15 protein-coding genes are annotated in these 17367 nt (G+C 50.6%); 7 read left to right on the forward strand and 8 right to left on the reverse strand.

Annotated elements, in window-relative coordinates; translation table 11 throughout:
- The first annotated feature begins 132 nt into the window (after positions 1–132).
- Complete coding sequence (locus tag B5D63_RS01205) at positions 133–1701, forward strand: glycerol-3-phosphate dehydrogenase/oxidase (protein WP_078666961.1); 1569 nt, start codon at positions 133–135, stop codon at positions 1699–1701.
- A gap of 32 nt (positions 1702–1733) precedes the next feature.
- Here B5D63_RS01205 and B5D63_RS01210 read toward each other — a convergent pair whose 3' ends face one another.
- The 4 genes from B5D63_RS01210 to B5D63_RS01225 form a co-directional block, all read right to left on the reverse strand.
- The gene (locus B5D63_RS01210) at positions 1734–2324 is read right to left on the reverse strand and encodes a nitroreductase family protein (protein WP_078666962.1); all 591 of its coding nucleotides are present in this window, start codon (positions 2322–2324) and stop codon (positions 1734–1736) included.
- Between the two features lie 140 nt (positions 2325–2464).
- Positions 2465–2914: an acyl-CoA thioesterase gene (locus tag B5D63_RS01215; RefSeq protein ID WP_078666963.1), complete on the reverse strand. Its 450-nt coding sequence runs from the start codon at positions 2912–2914 to the stop codon at positions 2465–2467.
- Positions 2915–2943: 29 nt separating this feature from the next.
- Positions 2944–3525: an RdgB/HAM1 family non-canonical purine NTP pyrophosphatase gene (rdgB, locus tag B5D63_RS01220; protein WP_078666964.1), complete on the reverse strand. Its 582-nt coding sequence runs from the start codon at positions 3523–3525 to the stop codon at positions 2944–2946.
- 41 nt (positions 3526–3566) lie between these two features.
- Positions 3567–4064: a hypothetical protein gene (locus tag B5D63_RS01225; RefSeq protein WP_078666965.1), complete on the reverse strand. Its 498-nt coding sequence runs from the start codon at positions 4062–4064 to the stop codon at positions 3567–3569.
- Between the two features lie 129 nt (positions 4065–4193).
- Between B5D63_RS01225 and B5D63_RS01230 the strand changes: the two genes are divergently transcribed.
- The 3 genes from B5D63_RS01230 to rpsG all read left to right on the forward strand — a co-directional run bounded on the left by B5D63_RS01230 (position 4194) and on the right by rpsG (position 6492).
- Positions 4194–5294 carry a branched-chain amino acid aminotransferase gene (locus B5D63_RS01230; RefSeq protein WP_200816887.1) on the forward strand — a complete coding sequence of 367 codons (1101 nt, stop codon included), beginning with the start codon at positions 4194–4196 and terminating at the stop codon, positions 5292–5294.
- 320 nt (positions 5295–5614) lie between these two features.
- Complete coding sequence (gene rpsL, locus B5D63_RS01235; protein ID WP_012789278.1) at positions 5615–5995, forward strand: 30S ribosomal protein S12; 381 nt, start codon at positions 5615–5617, stop codon at positions 5993–5995.
- A gap of 29 nt (positions 5996–6024) precedes the next feature.
- On the forward strand, positions 6025–6492 hold the full coding sequence (gene rpsG, locus B5D63_RS01240; protein WP_078666966.1) for a 30S ribosomal protein S7: 468 nt from the start codon (positions 6025–6027) through the stop codon (positions 6490–6492).
- Between the two features lie 643 nt (positions 6493–7135).
- On the opposite strand, the gene B5D63_RS01245 is transcribed toward rpsG, so the two are convergent.
- The 4 genes from B5D63_RS01245 to B5D63_RS01260 all read right to left on the reverse strand — a co-directional run bounded on the left by B5D63_RS01245 (position 7136) and on the right by B5D63_RS01260 (position 12396).
- Positions 7136–10222: a collagen-like domain-containing protein gene (locus B5D63_RS01245; RefSeq protein WP_200816888.1), complete on the reverse strand. Its 3087-nt coding sequence runs from the start codon at positions 10220–10222 to the stop codon at positions 7136–7138.
- 22 nt (positions 10223–10244) lie between these two features.
- A complete protein-coding gene (locus B5D63_RS01250) occupies positions 10245–10643 on the reverse strand; it encodes a hypothetical protein (protein WP_078666967.1) in 399 nt (132 codons plus the stop codon).
- Positions 10644–10670: 27 nt separating this feature from the next.
- Positions 10671–11810, reverse strand: coding sequence for a type IX secretion system outer membrane channel protein PorV (gene porV, locus B5D63_RS01255; protein WP_235021435.1), 1140 nt, complete (start codon positions 11808–11810; stop codon positions 10671–10673).
- 79 nt (positions 11811–11889) lie between these two features.
- Positions 11890–12396: a T9SS type A sorting domain-containing protein gene (locus B5D63_RS01260; RefSeq protein ID WP_078666969.1), complete on the reverse strand. Its 507-nt coding sequence runs from the start codon at positions 12394–12396 to the stop codon at positions 11890–11892.
- A 517-nt stretch (positions 12397–12913) separates the two neighbouring features.
- Between B5D63_RS01260 and fusA the strand changes: the two genes are divergently transcribed.
- The 3 genes from fusA to B5D63_RS01275 all read left to right on the forward strand — a co-directional run bounded on the left by fusA (position 12914) and on the right by B5D63_RS01275 (position 16895).
- Positions 12914–15058, forward strand: coding sequence for an elongation factor G (gene fusA, locus B5D63_RS01265; RefSeq protein ID WP_078666970.1), 2145 nt, complete (start codon positions 12914–12916; stop codon positions 15056–15058).
- 284 nt (positions 15059–15342) lie between these two features.
- Positions 15343–16128, forward strand: coding sequence for a glycosyltransferase (locus B5D63_RS01270; RefSeq protein ID WP_078666971.1), 786 nt, complete (start codon positions 15343–15345; stop codon positions 16126–16128).
- A gap of 2 nt (positions 16129–16130) precedes the next feature.
- A complete protein-coding gene (locus B5D63_RS01275) occupies positions 16131–16895 on the forward strand; it encodes a polysaccharide deacetylase family protein (protein ID WP_078666972.1) in 765 nt (254 codons plus the stop codon).
- Positions 16896–17367: the final 472 nt, after the last annotated feature.

A 17367-nucleotide genomic window follows, 5' to 3' on the forward strand; every position in this document is an offset into this window, starting at 1 on the left:
CATTTTTTGTGCCTAAATGTTCTGGCCGTCAGAACTTTTCTTTTACCTGTCCGTTAACTTTTAGGGCAGAAGTCGGTGCTGTTTGCACAGCCGGTATTTCCGCAGTAATTTGTAGTACCCGAAACTTCGAATATGAAAAGAGAAGCTATTGTTACAGCCCTGAGAAAAGACCTTGAGCCCTGGGATATTATTGTTGCCGGCGGCGGTGCTACGGGTCTGGGAGCGGCATTGGAGGCTGTTAGCAGGGGGTACCGCACCCTGCTGCTGGAACAGAACGATTTTGCGGCGTCCACCTCCAGCAAAAGCACGAAACTGGTACACGGAGGGGTGCGCTATCTGGCGCAGGGCGATGTCTCCCTCGTTCGTGAAGCCAGCGTGGAACGGGGCCGCCTGGCGCATAACGCGCCCCACCTGGTGCGTAACCTCAGCTTCGTGATCCCCACGTTCAACACCTGGGAAAACCTGAAATATACGATCGGCCTTAAAATGTACGACTGGCTGGCGGGCCGCCTCAGCCTCGGCAGATCGGTGCATATCTCCCGCCGGGATACGCTGGAAAGACTGACGACCCTCAAACCGGAACACCTCGTCGGCGGCGTCCTGTACCACGATGGCCAGTTCGATGACAGCCGCCTCGCAGTTAACCTCGCACAGACTATCGCCGATAAAGGCGGTACAGTGCTGAACTACATGAAAATCACCAGCCTTCGTAAAGATGAAGGAGGAAATATCAGCGGACTAACAGTCAGGGATACACTGAATGGAGGCCCTGAAATATTTTTAAACACCAGAGCGGTGATCAATGCGACCGGGGTTTTTGCGGATGATATTCTGGAGATGGACAACCCGGAGGCCCCTAAGTCTATTGCAGCCAGCCAGGGTGTACATGTGGTACTAGACAGCAGCTTCCTGCCCGGGCATAACGCACTGATGATCCCGGCTACCAGTGATGGCCGCGTACTGTTTGTAGTGCCCTGGCATAACAAAGTGGTCGTAGGTACTACTGATACGCCGGTCAACCATATCAGCCTCGAGCCGCATGCGCTGGAAGCAGAAATCAACTTCATCCTGCGTACTGCCGGACAATATCTGGCCAGAGCGCCCCACCGTAGCGACGTACTGAGCGTATGGGCCGGCCTCCGCCCGCTGGCCGCCGCTAAAGCAGAAGGCCATAAAACCAAAGAGATCTCCCGCAGCCATAAGATTATCGTGGCTGCTTCCGGATTGGTGACCATCATTGGCGGGAAATGGACCACCTATCGCCGCATGGCGGAAGACGTGGTGCATCAGCTGGAGAAGTCGCTGCGCTGGAAACAGACGGCCTCGGTCACCCATGCCATGCCCGTTCACGGCGCTGCCACGGGTATGAACTGGGACGATCCCTGGTATTTCTATGGCAGCGATATCGCCCGGCTGCAGTTACTGATGAAGGACCAGCCAGACCTGCAGGAGATGCTCAGTGAACCGTTCGGTATCCGGAAAGTGCAGGTGGTATGGGCGGTAAGGGAAGAGATGGCACGGAATATCGCCGATTTTCTGGCGAGAAGAGTGCGCCTCCTTTTTCTGGATGCACGCGAAGCTTTACGTATAGCCCCGGCCGTAGCAGAGATCATGGCGCGGGAACTGGGGAGGGACAGGCACTGGATAGAAGAACAATTGCAAACATTCGAAACGCTTGCCAAAGGATATATATTGACCTGAGACGGCAAAAAACCGGCTCAGGCCAACAAGTATTACATCCATTTTACTTTTTCAGACAAGGGCTTCAGGCGTTTGCCGGGTTGTACCGGATCGTCTGTATAGCCAAGATAGAAGAAGCCCAGCACCTGGTCGTCATCTCCCAGTCCAAGATAGTCCTGCATAGCAGGGTGGAAGGTCATTCCGCCGGAACCCCAGTACGCCGCAATGCCCTGGGAAGTGGCGCTCAGCCACATGTTCTGTACAGCGCAGGATACCGCTGCAATTTCCTCCACTACCGGAATTTTAGGATTACTGCCCCTTTTCATGCAGATGGCGATCACATGAGACGCCAGGTCGCCCTGACTTTTCAGTTTGTCATAACTACCGGCGATGAACTTGTCGGGAGGAGTGAACTGTTTGTACAGATCCGCATGGGCGGTGCAGAACTCCTGCACCTTATCGCCACCGTATACAACGAAGTACCATGGCTCTGTATAACCATGCGTAGGAGCCCAGTCTGCCATTTGCAACAGCTGCTGCACAGTCTCATCCGCTATTTTCCTGCCATTCATGCTGGTCGGTTTTACAGTGCGGCGGCTGGCGATTATTTTTTCCAGATAACTGGTAGTTGTGTTTGTTTCCATTAAATAACAATATTTATAATAATGATGGTTTCCAATATTTATTTGTTCCGATGATCACAGCTCCCGGAGATAATAGCGGAAGTTCCTGATAATATAAAACCCTGCTGGTAAAGGACCGGAACTGCATCACTGCCCGGGCTTTAGCCCTGGCCCCCCAGCGATTCCAGCGCCATTTTCATCTCAGCCGGCAGTTTCATGACCTTGCGGGCGTTATAATCAAAGCATACCATGCCCGTTTTGGCGGTAGCGATGGTAATGGCCTGATCATTGCGCCGGGTGGTCAACTGGTAGAACAGCTCAAAGCCGAAAGGGCTGTATTCGCCGGCAGCTACTTCCACGGTGAAGATATCGCCGTGGAACCCTTCGCCCTTGTAGGCTACGGCTACGTCGGCCATAATCAGGCCGGTGCCGGCTTCATGGTCCAGTTCTTTGTAGCCGGCGCGCTGGATAAACTGCATACGGGCTTCGTGCATAATAGACAGGATGGCGTCATTGCCAACATGTCCGCCGTAGTTAACATCCTGTATCCTGATAGGTATCGTTGTGCTGAATCCGAATTGTGCCGGTAGGTCTATTTTTATCCTTGCCATTATTTTTTAGGTAGATGTTTAGGTAGATGTTAAACAGGTAATGTTTTCAGAAAAGCGACGAACTTATCGAAGGCACGACCGCGATGACTGTACTGATTCTTTTCGGTGAGGTCCATTTCGGCAAAGGAGCGGTCGGCTCCTTCGGGAACGAAGATCGGATCGTAGCCGAAGCCTTTGTTCCCGGAAGTATGGTCCAGGATAGTGCCCTGGCTGACACCTTCAAACTGGTGCTCTTTTCCGTCCAGTATCAGGGAGATAACGGTGCGAAACCGGGCGCTGCGGTTGGTGGCGCCTTGCATTTCTGCCAGTACTTTGGCGATGTTGTCGGATGAAAGTTTTTGTTCGCCGGCATAGCGGGCACTTAATACGCCCGGGGCACCGTTCAGCGCGTCTATTTCCAGGCCGGTGTCTTCGGCAAAACAGTTCTGGCCGGTCATCCGGTGAATGGTGGTGGATTTCTCACGGGCGTTCTCTTCCAGGGTGTCGTGCGGCTCCGGAATGTCAATGTCGATACCGGCTTCCAGCAGGGTGACGATCTCAAAATGATCGCCCAGCATAGAACGGAATTCCTTTACCTTGTTTTCGTTATTGGTAGCAAAAATCAATTTCATCTATAAAAAGTTCTAAATCCCGAAATCAAATGTCAAAATAATTAAATGCCAAGTAATTGCTTTAATCCTGCCCATAATTTGGCTTTCAGTACTTTATCCGCCCCGATGATCTGAAGATCGTCAGATAGCAGGAGGGTAGTGCTGTTCACGGTCAGCAGCTGGTAAAGTGGCGCATCTGTAAGGCCCAGCGGTGCCGATGCAGCCCCAAATACAATGGCCTTCTCTATCTTCACGGCTGTGTTCCACGAAGTGTAGTCCAGCTGCGGGTATGGCGCGGTGTTCATGAGGGACACGTCCTGCATTCCCAGTTTACAGGCATTTAATATATTAGTGAGGAGGTTGAATAATTCATCATTTAAGTACGCTTCATTTTCGTTTTGTATGAAGAGCGCAACGTTTTTTTGATTTTCTCCTAAATATTTGACTTTAGGTGCCTCAATTTGCGGCGCTGCAAGCGGTGCGCTTTTCCCGGGAATGATCGGCTGGGTAAAGATTTTAGCCAGATAGTACGGATCAAGGTCTAATTGCTCGAGCGACATATTATTATAATTTAATTTAATATCAAAGTCCCGCGTGGGGAAAAATCAGTTTATTTGCACTGCCGTATCCGCAAGTGCGGCCGTCCAACGCAAGAAAGTGTAAAAATATTGAGATAAAATTGATTAACCATGATGGTAGCTAAATCAACAGTAAAGGAAGAAGCATTGCAGAAGATCAAAGTCACAAAAACTACGCATAGCCGTTTAAGTGAAGTAGATTTTAATAATCTGGTGTTCGGTAAAAAGTATGCTGACCACATGCTGGTAGCCGATTTTGATGGAAAAGAGTGGAAAAATGCCGAAATCCTGCCCTTTCAGAACTTTTCTGTAAGTCCCTCCAATGCCGCCTGGCACTATGGACAGGCCATTTTTGAAGGTATCAAGGCCTACAAAGATCCTCAGGAAAACCCGATGATCTTCCGGCCGTATGACAACTACAGAAGATTCAATATCTCCGCCGAAAGAATGGGAATGCCCGAAGTGCCGGAATGGCTCTTTATCGGTGGTATGGACATGCTGGTAGACCTGGACCGCGACTGGATACCTACCGGTGAAGGCTGCTCCCTCTACCTGCGTCCTTTTATGATCGCGGCAGACGAGTTCATCGGGGTACGTCCTTCTGATACCTACCGTTTTGCCATTATCAACTCGCCCTCAGGCCCTTATTTCAACAAGCCGATCAAATTGCTGGTACAGGATAAGTATGTACGCGCATTCCCCGGCGGCGTAGGGTACGCAAAAGCTGCGGGTAACTATGGCGGTACCATGTACCCCACCATGCAGGCTAAAAAACAGGGCTATGACCAGATCCTCTGGGTAGATGGCTATGAACATAAATACCTGCAGGAATGCGGTACCATGAACGTATTTGTCATTATCGGCAATACGGCCATTACTCCCGACCTGTCACAGGGCACCATCCTGGAAGGCGTTACCCGCGCCAGCGTGATCGATTTGCTGAAAGACCTCGGTCTCACCGTGGAAGAAAGGCCCGTGTCTATAGATGAAGTGGTGACCGCCTACAAAAACGGCTCCCTCCGCGAAGTCTTCGGCACCGGCACCGCCGCTGCACTGGCCTACGTAGAGCAACTGGATTACCTGGATACCCAGATCAAACTGGACTCCGCCACCTATAAAATCGCTGCAGAGGTCATCCGCCGCCTGGACGCCATCCGTACCGGCCGCGCAGAAGATACCCGCAACTGGAATTATCATGTTGGTGAAAAATAAGCAGCTACATATTATTAAAATAAAAATCAAGAAATATCAACATCAAAAAATACCAAAATATAATAGGGTCTGGCAATCGGCCCTATTTTTTTATGGTAGATTCTAAAGGAAAGCATACCTTTGCAATCCGGATTTTGATAATCCTGCTTATACCAGATCGCATTTGACCAGTCTTCGACTGCCTGGGAACTTCAAAGCCGGCAAAAAATATTCGAAACAATTTTGTTATTCACATATATAGTTTTACCTTTGCCCTCCCAAAATTCCCATATGGGAAATTTGGATGTCATTGTAAACCGACATAAAAAACTAGGTAAAGAATGCCTACTATACAACAATTAGTAAGAAAAGGAAGAGAAATTATCCGGGCTAAGTCCAAGTCCAGGGCATTAGATAGCTGCCCTCAGCGTCGTGGTGTTTGTACTCGTGTGTACACAACCACGCCTAAAAAACCTAACTCCGCTTTGCGTAAAGTTGCAAAGGTGCGTTTGACCAATAAAGTTGAGGTGATTGCGTATATCCCGGGTGAAGGTCACAACCTGCAGGAGCACTCCATCGTACTGATCCGTGGTGGAAGGGTAAAAGACTTACCTGGTGTTCGTTACCACATCGTTCGCGGTTCCCTGGATACTGCCGGTGTGAAAGACAGAAAGCAGAGCCGTTCCAAATATGGTACTAAAAAGGAAAAGGCTAAAAAATAATCAATTATAAATAGTCGTAATTTTCAATAATGAGAAAGCAAGCTGCAAAAAAATTGCCTCTGGCTCCGGATCCTCGGTTTAACGACAAGCTGGTTACACGCTTCGTCAATAACGTAATGGAACAAGGAAAAAAGAGCATTGCCTATAAAATCTTCTACGATGCCGTGGATAAGGTAAGCCAGATGACCGGTGAAAACGGTTATGAAGTTTGGAAAAAAGCATTGAACAACGTAACTCCTGCTGTAGAAGTTAGAAGCCGTCGTATCGGTGGTGCTACCTTCCAGATCCCTGCTGAAGTTCGCCCGGATAGAAAAGTATCCCTGAGCATCAAATGGCTGGTTCGTTACGCTGGTGAAAGAAACGGTAAGAGCATGGCTGACAAGCTGGCAAATGAAATCGTAGCAGCAAGCAAAGGTGAAGGCGCAGCGTTCAAGAAGAAAGAAGATACTCACCGTATGGCTGAAGCTAACAAAGCTTTCTCTCACTTCAGAGTATAGTTATAGCCCGAAAGGGCCACTCAATATATTTGGCAAACAGTTCCTCTCCGGAGCTGTTTGCCTTTTTATGTTTGTAAGATGACTGCTACATCAACGCAGAACATCGCCACGGCCTGTTACCATCTTCCTCCTACCTAACTTCCGTACAGCCTTCGGTTCCCTTCGTTAATTAACTTCCGCACCACTCCTCCGGCCCCCCGTTACTTCACTTCCGTACAACCTTTTGTTCCCTTCGTTAGTTTAACTTCCGTACCATTTCCCGGTAGTCCCCGCTACTTCACTTCCGTACAGCCTTCAGTTCCCTTCGTTACTTAACTTCCGTACCATTTCCCGGTAGTCCCCGCTACTTCACTTCCGTACAGCCTTCAGTTCCCTTCGTTAATTAACTTCCGCACCACTCCTCCGGCCCTCTCCACTACTTAACTCCGTATAGCCTTCAGCCTCCTTCCGTTTACGCCCAGCTGAATTGCCTCGCGCTCCCGCCTATAGATTATACCTCATGGCCCATTTCCCTTCGGCGTTCCGTTTTAAACGCCCCACCTGCACCGGTTACCGTGCCCGGTTCAACCTCCGCTGATCAAAAATAAAAAGGCCACCGGCATGAAACCGGCGGCCCTGGATGCATCGTGGTATACTGCTTATGTTATCTCACGTTTACAAGTACTTTGATCTTGCCCTGCGCGCCGTCAAATTCCTGCAAGGCTTTGCCGATGGCCTGCCCTGGTTTCAGTTTGTTCAGGTCCGCCTTCATGGCATAACCCGGCTTGCTGGCAGTCACCAGCAGATCGCCGCGGCGGATAGGCCCGTTTTCATTGCATACTTTGGTCGGTATCACGCCTACAACGCCCAAAGGGGCTTTGTCAGAAAGATTGCTTTCGATGTCTTCCTCTGTCAGTAATACCCCTGGTTTGGTGGCATATACGCCCACCACCAGCGGAGAATAAGCTTCGGAGGACTTTTCAATGGTCCTGTCTGCATCTGTGGCAATTACCATCACATCGCCCGGCTCATATTGCTGTATGGCGCCGGTCACATCAAATGCTTCGGCCACGTCGGCGCCGCTGTTCTGGGTACCACCGTTAAAAAAGCCCCTGCCGGCTTTGTTGATACGCGCCATGTTGGCACTACCGCTCTGGAAAATGGCGATGTTACCACTGGGCCCCTGGTGATTAACCAACATGCCGGTGCCAGTGCCTGTAGTGGTAATATGTACTACCGGCTGACCGTTAGCATTATTGAAATTGGCAAACCGTCCGGCCTTACCGGTACCGAAATTGGGAATGAACCCGGAAATAGCGTTACCGTTACCATCGCAGGAAGCCTCCACACCGTCACCGGTACCGCCGGCATTGGCAGTAATACCATTGCCGCTGCCTTCTGAAAGGGCCAGCAAAGCGGGACCGTTGCCCGCAGGGTTGGAGGAATAGAACAAGCCGGCATAACCACCGGTACCGGAGGAAAGACCATAAATACCTGCAGTACCGAAATTGGCAAACTGGGAATTCACCTCGCCCTTCACAGCGGGAGAGGTGCCCGTGATTTTGTCTACTTTGAAATTACCGGCGATGCCGTTGCCTACGGTCTTTACAGTGATCGCATCGCTGGTATTGTTTTCGTTGAAAATCTCAAACCGTCCTGCCCTGCCGGTGGAAAAAGTAGGTACCCAGGCATATAATGCATTGCCGGCTCCGTCAATATTGGTTTCTACGCCGTTGCCGTCTTTGCCGGCATTGGCGGTAATGGCATTGCCATTGCCTTCGGTGATGGAAATAAGGGAAGCACCGTTACCAGATGGATTGGAGGCGTAAAAAAGCCCTGCGCGCCCGCCGGTTCCGGAAGAAATGCCAAATACACCGGCTGCTCCGAAGTTGCCAAAGATGGTATTGGTTTCTGCCCGGATGGCTGCTGCCACACTATTGGTGTTGTTAACAAGGAAAGAGGCGGCATTACCCTGTGTATTGTCCGGAATATTACCATTACCATTGGTTTCTACCTCCAGCGTATTGCCGGTGGTGTTGGTTTGGTTGAAATTCTCAAACCGCCCTGCCCGGCCAGTGCTATTATTAAGACCCACCTGGCCTAACACCCCGATACCGGTACCGGCAGTGCTGGTAGCGATAAAGCCTCTTACGCCGTAACCGCCACCATCATTGCGGCCTACCACAGCGCCGGCAATATCACTGGTGGTACGGCCCACTACAGCCTCGCCTCCGCCGTTATTATCGCCTACTACCCCGGCTGATGTCTGACTGGAGGTAATACCATGCACGCCAAAACCGGCAATGGTACTGGAACGTACACCAGCGCCGTTGCCGGAGGTAGTTACGTTCACCACAGTACCATTACCCACACTGTTGACAACCAGCGCATTATTGTTATTTGCATTGTTGTAAATACTGATATTGGCAGGGATTCCATTGTTACTGGTGGCATTCAACCCCGTGCCGGTATTACTGTTGGCGTAAACGCCGTAACCATTGGCGGAAGCATTGCCATATACGCCCAGCCCGTTTGGTGTAGTACCGTAAACCCCCCAGCCTGAACCAGCCTGTGAGCCATATACGCCCACGCCCAGGCCGCCGGTACCATTATTGATACCTCTCACGGCCGCAGAAAAGCCACCCGGACTGGCAGAGGATACTATACCCCTGATGGCAGCGATATTGGAAGTAGCAGTATTATTCACACCTTCCAGTGAAGTACCGTCACCGTTGTTGGTAATACTGAAAAGTGTGGTGGCGCTGTTCTCTGTGGCGACAAAAGGAAGCGTCAGTCCGCCACCAGCGGCACCGGCTACCCACTGGGCGCCGTCAAATTTTAAAAGCTGCCCTGCCAGCGGTGCTGTATTGCTCACCGGCGTCCCCTGAAGTTTCGCCACTACCGGGTTGGGATAGGTGCCTGTCAGATCTCCGCCTGCCGCAACCCCGTTAATGTCCCCCGCAGGCCCGGCAGGTCCTGCTGGCCCTATTGGACCAATCGGCCCCGCTGGACCAACCGGTCCCACCGGCCCTGCCGGTCCTACTGGTCCCACCGCGCCATCAGCACCAGCAGGCCCCACCGGACCAACGGGTCCATCAGCTCCCACTGGTCCTGCCGGTCCGATGGGTCCTGCTGGTCCTACGGGTCCAACCGCGCCGGGAAGGCCCATAGGCCCCGCCGGCCCCTGTGGGCCTTGTGGTCCCGCTGGTCCAACAGCTCCCGCCGGTCCGGCCGGTCCTACAGCTCCGGCGGCACCAGCCGGCCCCTGAGCACCCTGTACACCCTGAGCACCCTGTACACCCTGTGGACCTGCGGGCCCCGCAGGTCCGGCCGGACCAGGATTGCCGTTGGCTGCATACAGCGCAAAAGGCACGCTGGCCAGCGGTGAATTGCCCAGTACCTGGAAACTGCCGCCACCAATGGCGGCTTCCACTTTGATATATTGGTTGGCGTTTGCCCAGGGCACTGCCGCAAATGTGCCGCTCACCGGCACACCGGCGCCAATCTGCAGGTTGAACAGCCCCAGCTGGTTGGTGATGGCATCATGTGTTTCCTGGTATTGCACCGGGCCGGCAGCGGAACCTCCCAGAATAGAGATCCGCACTTTAATGCTCTCATTGGCAAGCACCGTACCGTTGCTGTTTCTGGCCACCGCCTGATAGTTGATCGTTTTTAACCCGTTTTGTGCGTATGTCAACTGTGTTAAAAGCAGCATACTGCAAAAGAGGGAAAGCAGGTATCTTTTTTTCATATCGGCTGATTTAAGGACTGTATTAAGGTTTGTTTTTCAGGGGTTTGCTGCCATTGTTTTTGGGTTCTTCTCCCTGGTCAGGTATTTTGAAAGGAGCCACAGGCTGTGCCGATTTCCGGGTGGCGGCAGCAGCAGCTTCATTGTTAATATCGGAAGGGATAGCCGCTTTCTTGCCGGCGGCCGGTGCGGCCATCCTGGCAGTGTTAGGGGGAGTGGAAGGTTTATAATCGTTGAAGATCAGCTCTTTGGTGGAACGGCCACGAAACTGGGCTTCTTTGGAGCTCTTTTCAGGAACGGAAGATTGCAGCTTCGAAAAATCCTTTTGAAAGGAAGGAAACAGGATGTCGCGGGTTTTGGTTTGTGCAGCGGCCTGTATGCTGAGGCCTGCCAGCAGCAGGAAGAGAAAGATAGAAAGTTTCATATGGGCGTTTTAAATGTGTTAGCAAATTCATTCGGCAGCCGCATCCCTGCGGGCGCCGATATTGTATACCAGTGAGAATTTCAGCGTGCGCCGCTCCCGCAGGCTGGTGCCGGTGGGAACCAGGTATGCTACGTCAAATCCTATATTGGAATACCGCACACCCAGGCCTGCGGAGAAATGCTGCCGCAGCCCTTTCTGGGGATGCTCGTAGAAATAGCCGGTCCGCGCAAAAAATGCCTGCTTGTAGGCATATTCCAGCCCGCTGGCCACGGTAAACTCGCGGAGTTCTTCACTGAAACCGCCAGGCGCATCTCCAAAGGAGGAAAACAGGGCATTGACCACCTGCCGGTTAGGGTCTTTCCCCTTGAGGATCTGGTCTGTGGGAATACCGTCGTCATTGACCGCATACAGGGGAGGAGTAGGTACCAGCAACTTATTGATGTCTACAGCAATGGTAAATTCGTGATCGTAGGTGTGCACAAACGTATAGCCACCACCGATACGCAGGTTCATCGGCAGAAAACTCTTCCGGGTATTGTCGTCCGTGTACTGCAACTTGGTGCCGATGTTGGTGAAACTCACCCCGAATGAATAACGGTTGCCGAATTCAAGCCTGTCGGTACTGTTCTGGTAGTAGTAGCCCACGTCTCCGGCTACCGCCGATGCCGGCTTTTGCTGGAGACCATTAAAAGAACCCTGGCCCAGCTGACTGCGTACATACCGCAGACTGATAGCGAGCGACATATGCTGCCCCAGTTTCCGGGCATAAGCAGCATCCACTGCAAACTCTTTGGGGGAGTAGGTCTGCAAAACAGTACCGTTGTCGTCCCGAAAGGTCACCTCTCCGTAGTTGAAGTACTTCAGGGACAAACCCACGCCCTCCACCGCATTGAAGTTTTTATAGGCGGATACATATGCCATGTTGGACTGGTTATTATTCAATTCCCACATCCAGGGGGAGTAATTGGCGCTCACGCCCCAGTCGCCGGCAAACACGATTTTCGCTGCATTGGAAAACAGGGAATTGGGATCGGCTTCCAGCCCGATGGTGGCGTCTCCGGCCCCGCTGGAACGGGCATCGGGGTTTACCAGCAGGAAACTGGCACCGATGTTCGGCGCTTTCTGCTCCGCTTTTTGGGCATGTACGGCCGGTTTTACGGCTGTCATGCCGCATAACAGTAGAATTATTCGACCATATTTCATGATTACGTTTTTTAAAAAAGAGGATGAGCAATAATGGATGGCGCTACTGAACTATCAGCTTCTCAAAGTAAATACTGGCGTTCACCTTCAATACCACCGTGTAAATACCAGCGGCAAAATGGTTCACCGGCAGTATCACGGTGGTTTTGCCCGCACCCATTTCCACGAACTGATGATACAGGGTCTGGCCTGCAGGGTTCAGTACCTGGATGGTTACCGTGGCGCCCCGGAGCAGGTCAAATTGCACTTTGGCGTTGGTAACCGCCGGGTTAGGGAAGATGATGTAGTTCTTGACAGGATTGGCGCCGGGAGGTAATGCAGGAAGTTCTTCCGGTTGCTGAAAGCCCTGGGTGAGGAGCAGCCGGCCGTCTGTCACAGGCGTCACTACTGATTCGCCTATGGTATACTGTATCCGGACGTTATTCACCGCACCGCTGCCTCCGTTGCTGGCCACCACCTGTCTGTTCATGATCAGTTGAGCCCTCGCCGTAGTGCATAGCAATGCCAGCACCACCAGTGCAAGGATGCACCTGGAGTTGTAAAATGTCATATGAAATCGGGGGATTAGAAAATGTACGTATGATATGGCCTGACTGTTATCAACAGCCAGTAGCTCAGGAAGAAAGTGTTTTTCTCTTCATGACAGTATTTTTTTGGATTTTATAGATAATAATTCGCAATAAGGCTGTTCTGTATACTACACGTTGATTTATATGGTTGACGCTCAGTAGTCGGTGCCGATAACAATAGTCGGTTCAACAACAATGCACAGGGATCAATCAGGACATTTTGACGGGTAAACCTATTAAATGTTGATACAAATGTGGAAGATTTATTGTTCAGTAAAAATAAAGATTTCGTCTCCGGCAGGATTTTCTAAAAAAATGGCGGAATCCACCTAAAAACTGGTTAGGGTAACAGATACTTATTCTTAATTTGAATAATGTGTTGAAACGCCCGTGCTCGTTAATGAGAAATAACATTTGCACAATATTGCGCGTTTTATTTATTGCTAAAAATAAATTACCTTTGCCCCCCAAATTGCATTATTTAGTCATTTTAATATTATGGCAGACTTAAGATTTCAAAGGAACTTTGGTATTGCGGCGCACATTGATGCGGGTAAAACCACTACCACAGAGCGTATCCTGTATTATACAGGTAAATCCCACAAGATTGGTGAGGTGCACGAGGGTGCTGCTACCATGGACTGGATGGCACAGGAGCAGGAAAGAGGTATTACCATCACATCTGCTGCTACCACTTGTTTTTGGAATTTCCCAACCTTACAGGGTAAAGCTCTCCCGGACACTAAACAATATAAATTCAACATCATCGATACTCCGGGCCACGTGGACTTTACCGTGGAAGTAGAGCGCTCTCTGCGTGTACTGGACGGTCTGGTGGCACTGTTCTGCGCCGTATCCGGCGTTGAGCCTCAGTCTGAAACCGTTTGGCGCCAGGCTAACCGCTACCGCGTACCCCGTATCGGTTTCGTTAATAAAATGGACCGTTCCGGTGCCGACTTCCTGAACGTGGTAAAACAGGTAAAAGAGATGCTGGGTGCTAACCCCGTTCCCCTGACCCTGCCTATCGGCGCGGAAGATACCTTCAAAGGCGTGGTTGACCTGATCACCATGAAAGGTATCATCTGGGACGAAGAAGGTAAAGGCGCTACCTACCAGGAAATCGAAATTCCGGAAGACATGAAGGAAGAAGCGAACGAATGGAGAGCTAAACTGGTAGAAGCCGTTGCTGAATACGACGATACCCTGATGGAAAAATTCTTCGAAGATCCTAACTCCATCTCCGAAGCTGAAATCCACGAAGCTATCCGCAAAGCGACCATCGATATAGCTATCATCCCGATGATGTGCGGTTCCTCCTTCAAAAATAAAGGTGTTCAGAAAATGCTGGATGCGGTTTGCCGTTACCTGCCTTCTCCAATGGACATCGAAGCGGTAAAAGGTACCAACCCTGACACCGGTGACGAAATTGAACGTAAACCAGACGCAAAAGAACCATTCGCTGCCCTGGCGTTCAAAATCATGACCGATCCTTTCGTAGGCCGTCTGGCGTTCTTCCGGGCTTACTCCGGTCACCTGGATGCAGGTTCCTACATCCTGAACACCCGTACCGGCAAAAACGAGCGTATCAGCCGTATCATGCAGATGCACGCCAACAAACAGAACCCGATCGACTTCATCGAAGCTGGTGACATCGGAGCTGCTGTAGGCTTTAAAGATATCAAAACAGGTGACACCCTGTGCGATGAAAACAACCCGATCATCCTGGAATCTATGACATTCCCTGAGCCGGTTATCCACATCGCTATCGAACCTAAAACACAGGCCGACGTTGATAAAATGGGTATGGCTATCGCTAAACTGGTAGAAGAAGATCCTACCCTGAAAGCGAGAACTGACGAAGAAACCGGCCAAACCGTACTGAGCGGTATGGGCGAGCTTCACCTCGAAATCATCGTTGACCGTATGAAACGCGAGTTCAAGGTGGAAGTTAACCAGGGCGCGCCTCAGGTTGCTTACAAAGAAGCCCTGACCGCTAAAATCGAACACCGCGAAGTGTTCAAAAAACAAACTGGTGGTCGTGGTAAATTCGCCGACATCCAGGTGGAAATCTCCCCTGCTGATGCTGAATGGCTGAAAGAAAACGACGGCAAATCCTTCCAGTTCGTGAACGATATCTTCGGTGGTGCGATCCCGAAAGAGTTCATCCCGGCTGTTCAGAAAGGTTTTGAACAATCCATGAACCAGGGTGTACTGGCCAACTTCCCGCTGGTAAACCTGAAAGTACGCCTGTTCGACGGTTCCTTCCACGCAGTGGACTCCGACGCTATGTCCTTCGAACTCTGCGCCAAACAAGCCTTCCGTGAAGCTGCCCGCAAAGCTAAACCAGTACTGCTGGAGCCAATCATGAAAGTAGAAGTGCAAACGCCTGACCAGTACATGGGTGACGTTACCGGTGACCTCAACCGTCGTCGCGGTATGCTGGAAGGTATGGACTCCAGAAATGGTGTACAGGTGATCAAAGCCAAAGTACCTTTGAGCGAAATGTTCGGTTACGTAACCCAACTGCGCTCTCTGTCTTCCGGCCGCGCCAGCTCCATCATGGAATTCTCTCACTACTCCCCGGCTCCGAACAACGTGGCTGAAGAAGTAGTAGCGAAAGTAAAAGGTAAAGTAAACGCCTAATTACATCTCTTTCCATAGAAAAAGGTTGTCCTGCGAAAGCGGGACAACCTTTTTTGCTTACATGAACATGCTATTGCCAGGTGACAGCTTTTCGGTAAATTCGGGGACACTATAACCTGCAACTGAACGTACTTTTGCCAAATGCCAGGGTCCTGCTCGTCAGGACCTTTTTTTTTGTTTTCTTATGACGGCAGTAGGGGGTGGGCCGGCTTTTCCCGTCTTAGTATATGAAAATGCAATCTAACTGAGCCTGTATTTTTTACTGATAGCCGACTGACCACAATATGTACTTAGAATTAACACAAGCACCACCTACAACTGTTAGATATGAAACAGGAGAAGAGGTCATACTGGCTCCTGGCCTCGATGTGATTCTGCCCTGCTGGAACCCGTCGGGCCCCTGGGTGGAATCGCTCATCAGGCACTATCATGAAGTCATCCGCCTTATGGGAGATGTCCCCGTACAACTCATCCTCGTGAATGATGGCTCACTCCGTAATTTCACCGATCAGCATGTCTCCTGGCTGGAAGCAGCCATTCCCGGTATTATCATCGTCAACTACAAGGAAAACAAAGGCAAAGGCCACGCGGTCCGCGAAGGCGTGAAAAACTCCCGCTATGCCTACCAGGTATATACAGACCTCGATTTCCCCTTTGGCGTGGACGCTGTGAAAAAGGCCTACGACCAGCTGCAGCACGGCATAGATGTAGTGGCCGGCGAAAGAGGCGCCGCCTATCTGAAAGAACTACCCCGCAAAAGAAGGATCATCACCCGCATCAGCCGCCTGCTCAATAAGGTAGTGCTCCGCCTCAAGGTAAGAGACGCCCAGGCCGGTCTGAAAGGATTCAACGCCCACGGAAGGTCTGTACTGCTCAATACCACCATCGACGGTTTTTTATACGATAGCGAGTTTCTGTATAAAGCCGGTAAAAATCCACGCCTCAAAATTGGCGCAGTAGACGTATATTGCCGCCCCGGAATCAGCTTCAGCGCCTTTAAAATCAAACTGCTGCTGAAAGAACTCAGGAACTATTGCCGGATTATTACCAGTGCTAACGCAGCTAACTAATTATGAACCAGGAGAAAAGGATACTGCTCAGTGTAGACGTGGAAGAATTTGATATCCCCGAAGAATTTGGCCGGCAGGTGCCCCTGCAGGAAAAACTGGAAATATCCAGGAAAGGCCTGCAAACCACCCTCGACCTCTTTGATCAGTACAACATACGAGCTACCTTCTTCATTACCGCCTACTGGGCACAGCATTACCCCGAACTGATCCGGCAGGTGGCCGCCAAACATGAAATAGCCTCCCACGCTTATTACCACAGCTCTTTTTCCGATGCAGACCTGGAAGGGTCACGCCTGGCGCTGCAGGAAATCAGCGGGCAACAGGTACGCGGTTTCCGTATGCCCCGCCTCCGTAAAGTGAATATGAAGGCGCTCAAAGATGCCGGTTACCTCTACGATGCCTCCCTGAACCCCACCTGGCTGCCCGGTCGCTACAACAACCGGCACCTGCCACGTACGATGTTCAGAGATAATAACATGTGGATCATCCCCTCCTCTGTATCCCCCCTCATCCGGTATCCCGTTTTCTGGTTGAGCGTGAAAAATGCACCACTGTGGGTAACCCGCCATTTCTGTAAAACAATTCTCCGGAAAGATCATTATCTCTCTTTTTATTTCCATCCCTGGGAATTGGCGGATATCCGTGGATATGCCCTGCCTTCCTACATCAGCCGCGTTTCCGGCCCCAGAATGGAGCAGAAAATGGACGGTTTTCTACGCTTCCTGCAACAGCAGGGCCGCTTCTGCGCACATATCGATATGCTCTGATGTTCCGGCCCTCACGACGATGGCCGCGGACGCCTGCATCGCCATGCCGGCATTCACCGGAAGAGCACCAGCATCCGGTCAGGCTTCCCAACTACTTATGATCACCTGTTAATCATCTCACAAACAAAAAAAAGCACAAGTGGGAAAAGATTTTTATGCAACAACATGTCATGTGTAATTGTTATATCCCTTAAGTATAACCAGAAGATAGATCGTTACAAGCTGTGCAATGTGAAAAAAAAGTTATATTTTTTTTAACAAGATGAATACTTATATGATTCATTTTCAGTACTTTTGTTTCAAGTTCAGATTTAATCGAAGATGTGCTTTTGATTGTTTGTGATTGTTTGATGCTTTTTTGTTTAAGCAACCCATTATCCCCTGCCGCTAATTTTTTCAGTTCATTATTCAATAGCACCTGCTATAGCTGCAAACCTCAAATACTGATTTGCTGTTTTGCGCGATCGGCATA

Source organism: Chitinophaga eiseniae (assembly GCF_900167135.1).
Lineage (GTDB): Bacteria > Bacteroidota > Bacteroidia > Chitinophagales > Chitinophagaceae > Chitinophaga > Chitinophaga eiseniae.

Coding starts and splice junctions, on each gene's coding strand:
- B5D63_RS01205 (WP_078666961.1), top strand. CDS start 133: ATGAAAAGAGAAGCTATTGTTACAGCCCTGAGAAAAGACCTTGAGCCC.
- B5D63_RS01210 (WP_078666962.1), bottom strand. CDS start 2,324: ATGGAAACAAACACAACTACCAGTTATCTGGAAAAAATAATCGCCAGC.
- B5D63_RS01215 (WP_078666963.1), bottom strand. CDS start 2,914: ATGGCAAGGATAAAAATAGACCTACCGGCACAATTCGGATTCAGCACA.
- rdgB (WP_078666964.1), bottom strand. CDS start 3,525: ATGAAATTGATTTTTGCTACCAATAACGAAAACAAGGTAAAGGAATTC.
- B5D63_RS01225 (WP_078666965.1), bottom strand. CDS start 4,064: ATGTCGCTCGAGCAATTAGACCTTGATCCGTACTATCTGGCTAAAATC.
- B5D63_RS01230 (WP_200816887.1), top strand. CDS start 4,194: ATGATGGTAGCTAAATCAACAGTAAAGGAAGAAGCATTGCAGAAGATC.
- rpsL (WP_012789278.1), top strand. CDS start 5,615: ATGCCTACTATACAACAATTAGTAAGAAAAGGAAGAGAAATTATCCGG.
- rpsG (WP_078666966.1), top strand. CDS start 6,025: ATGAGAAAGCAAGCTGCAAAAAAATTGCCTCTGGCTCCGGATCCTCGG.
- B5D63_RS01245 (WP_200816888.1), bottom strand. CDS start 10,222: ATGAAAAAAAGATACCTGCTTTCCCTCTTTTGCAGTATGCTGCTTTTA.
- B5D63_RS01250 (WP_078666967.1), bottom strand. CDS start 10,643: ATGAAACTTTCTATCTTTCTCTTCCTGCTGCTGGCAGGCCTCAGCATA.
- porV (WP_235021435.1), bottom strand. CDS start 11,810: ATGACAGCCGTAAAACCGGCCGTACATGCCCAAAAAGCGGAGCAGAAA.
- B5D63_RS01260 (WP_078666969.1), bottom strand. CDS start 12,396: ATGACATTTTACAACTCCAGGTGCATCCTTGCACTGGTGGTGCTGGCA.
- fusA (WP_078666970.1), top strand. CDS start 12,914: ATGGCAGACTTAAGATTTCAAAGGAACTTTGGTATTGCGGCGCACATT.
- B5D63_RS01270 (WP_078666971.1), top strand. CDS start 15,343: ATGTACTTAGAATTAACACAAGCACCACCTACAACTGTTAGATATGAA.
- B5D63_RS01275 (WP_078666972.1), top strand. CDS start 16,131: ATGAACCAGGAGAAAAGGATACTGCTCAGTGTAGACGTGGAAGAATTT.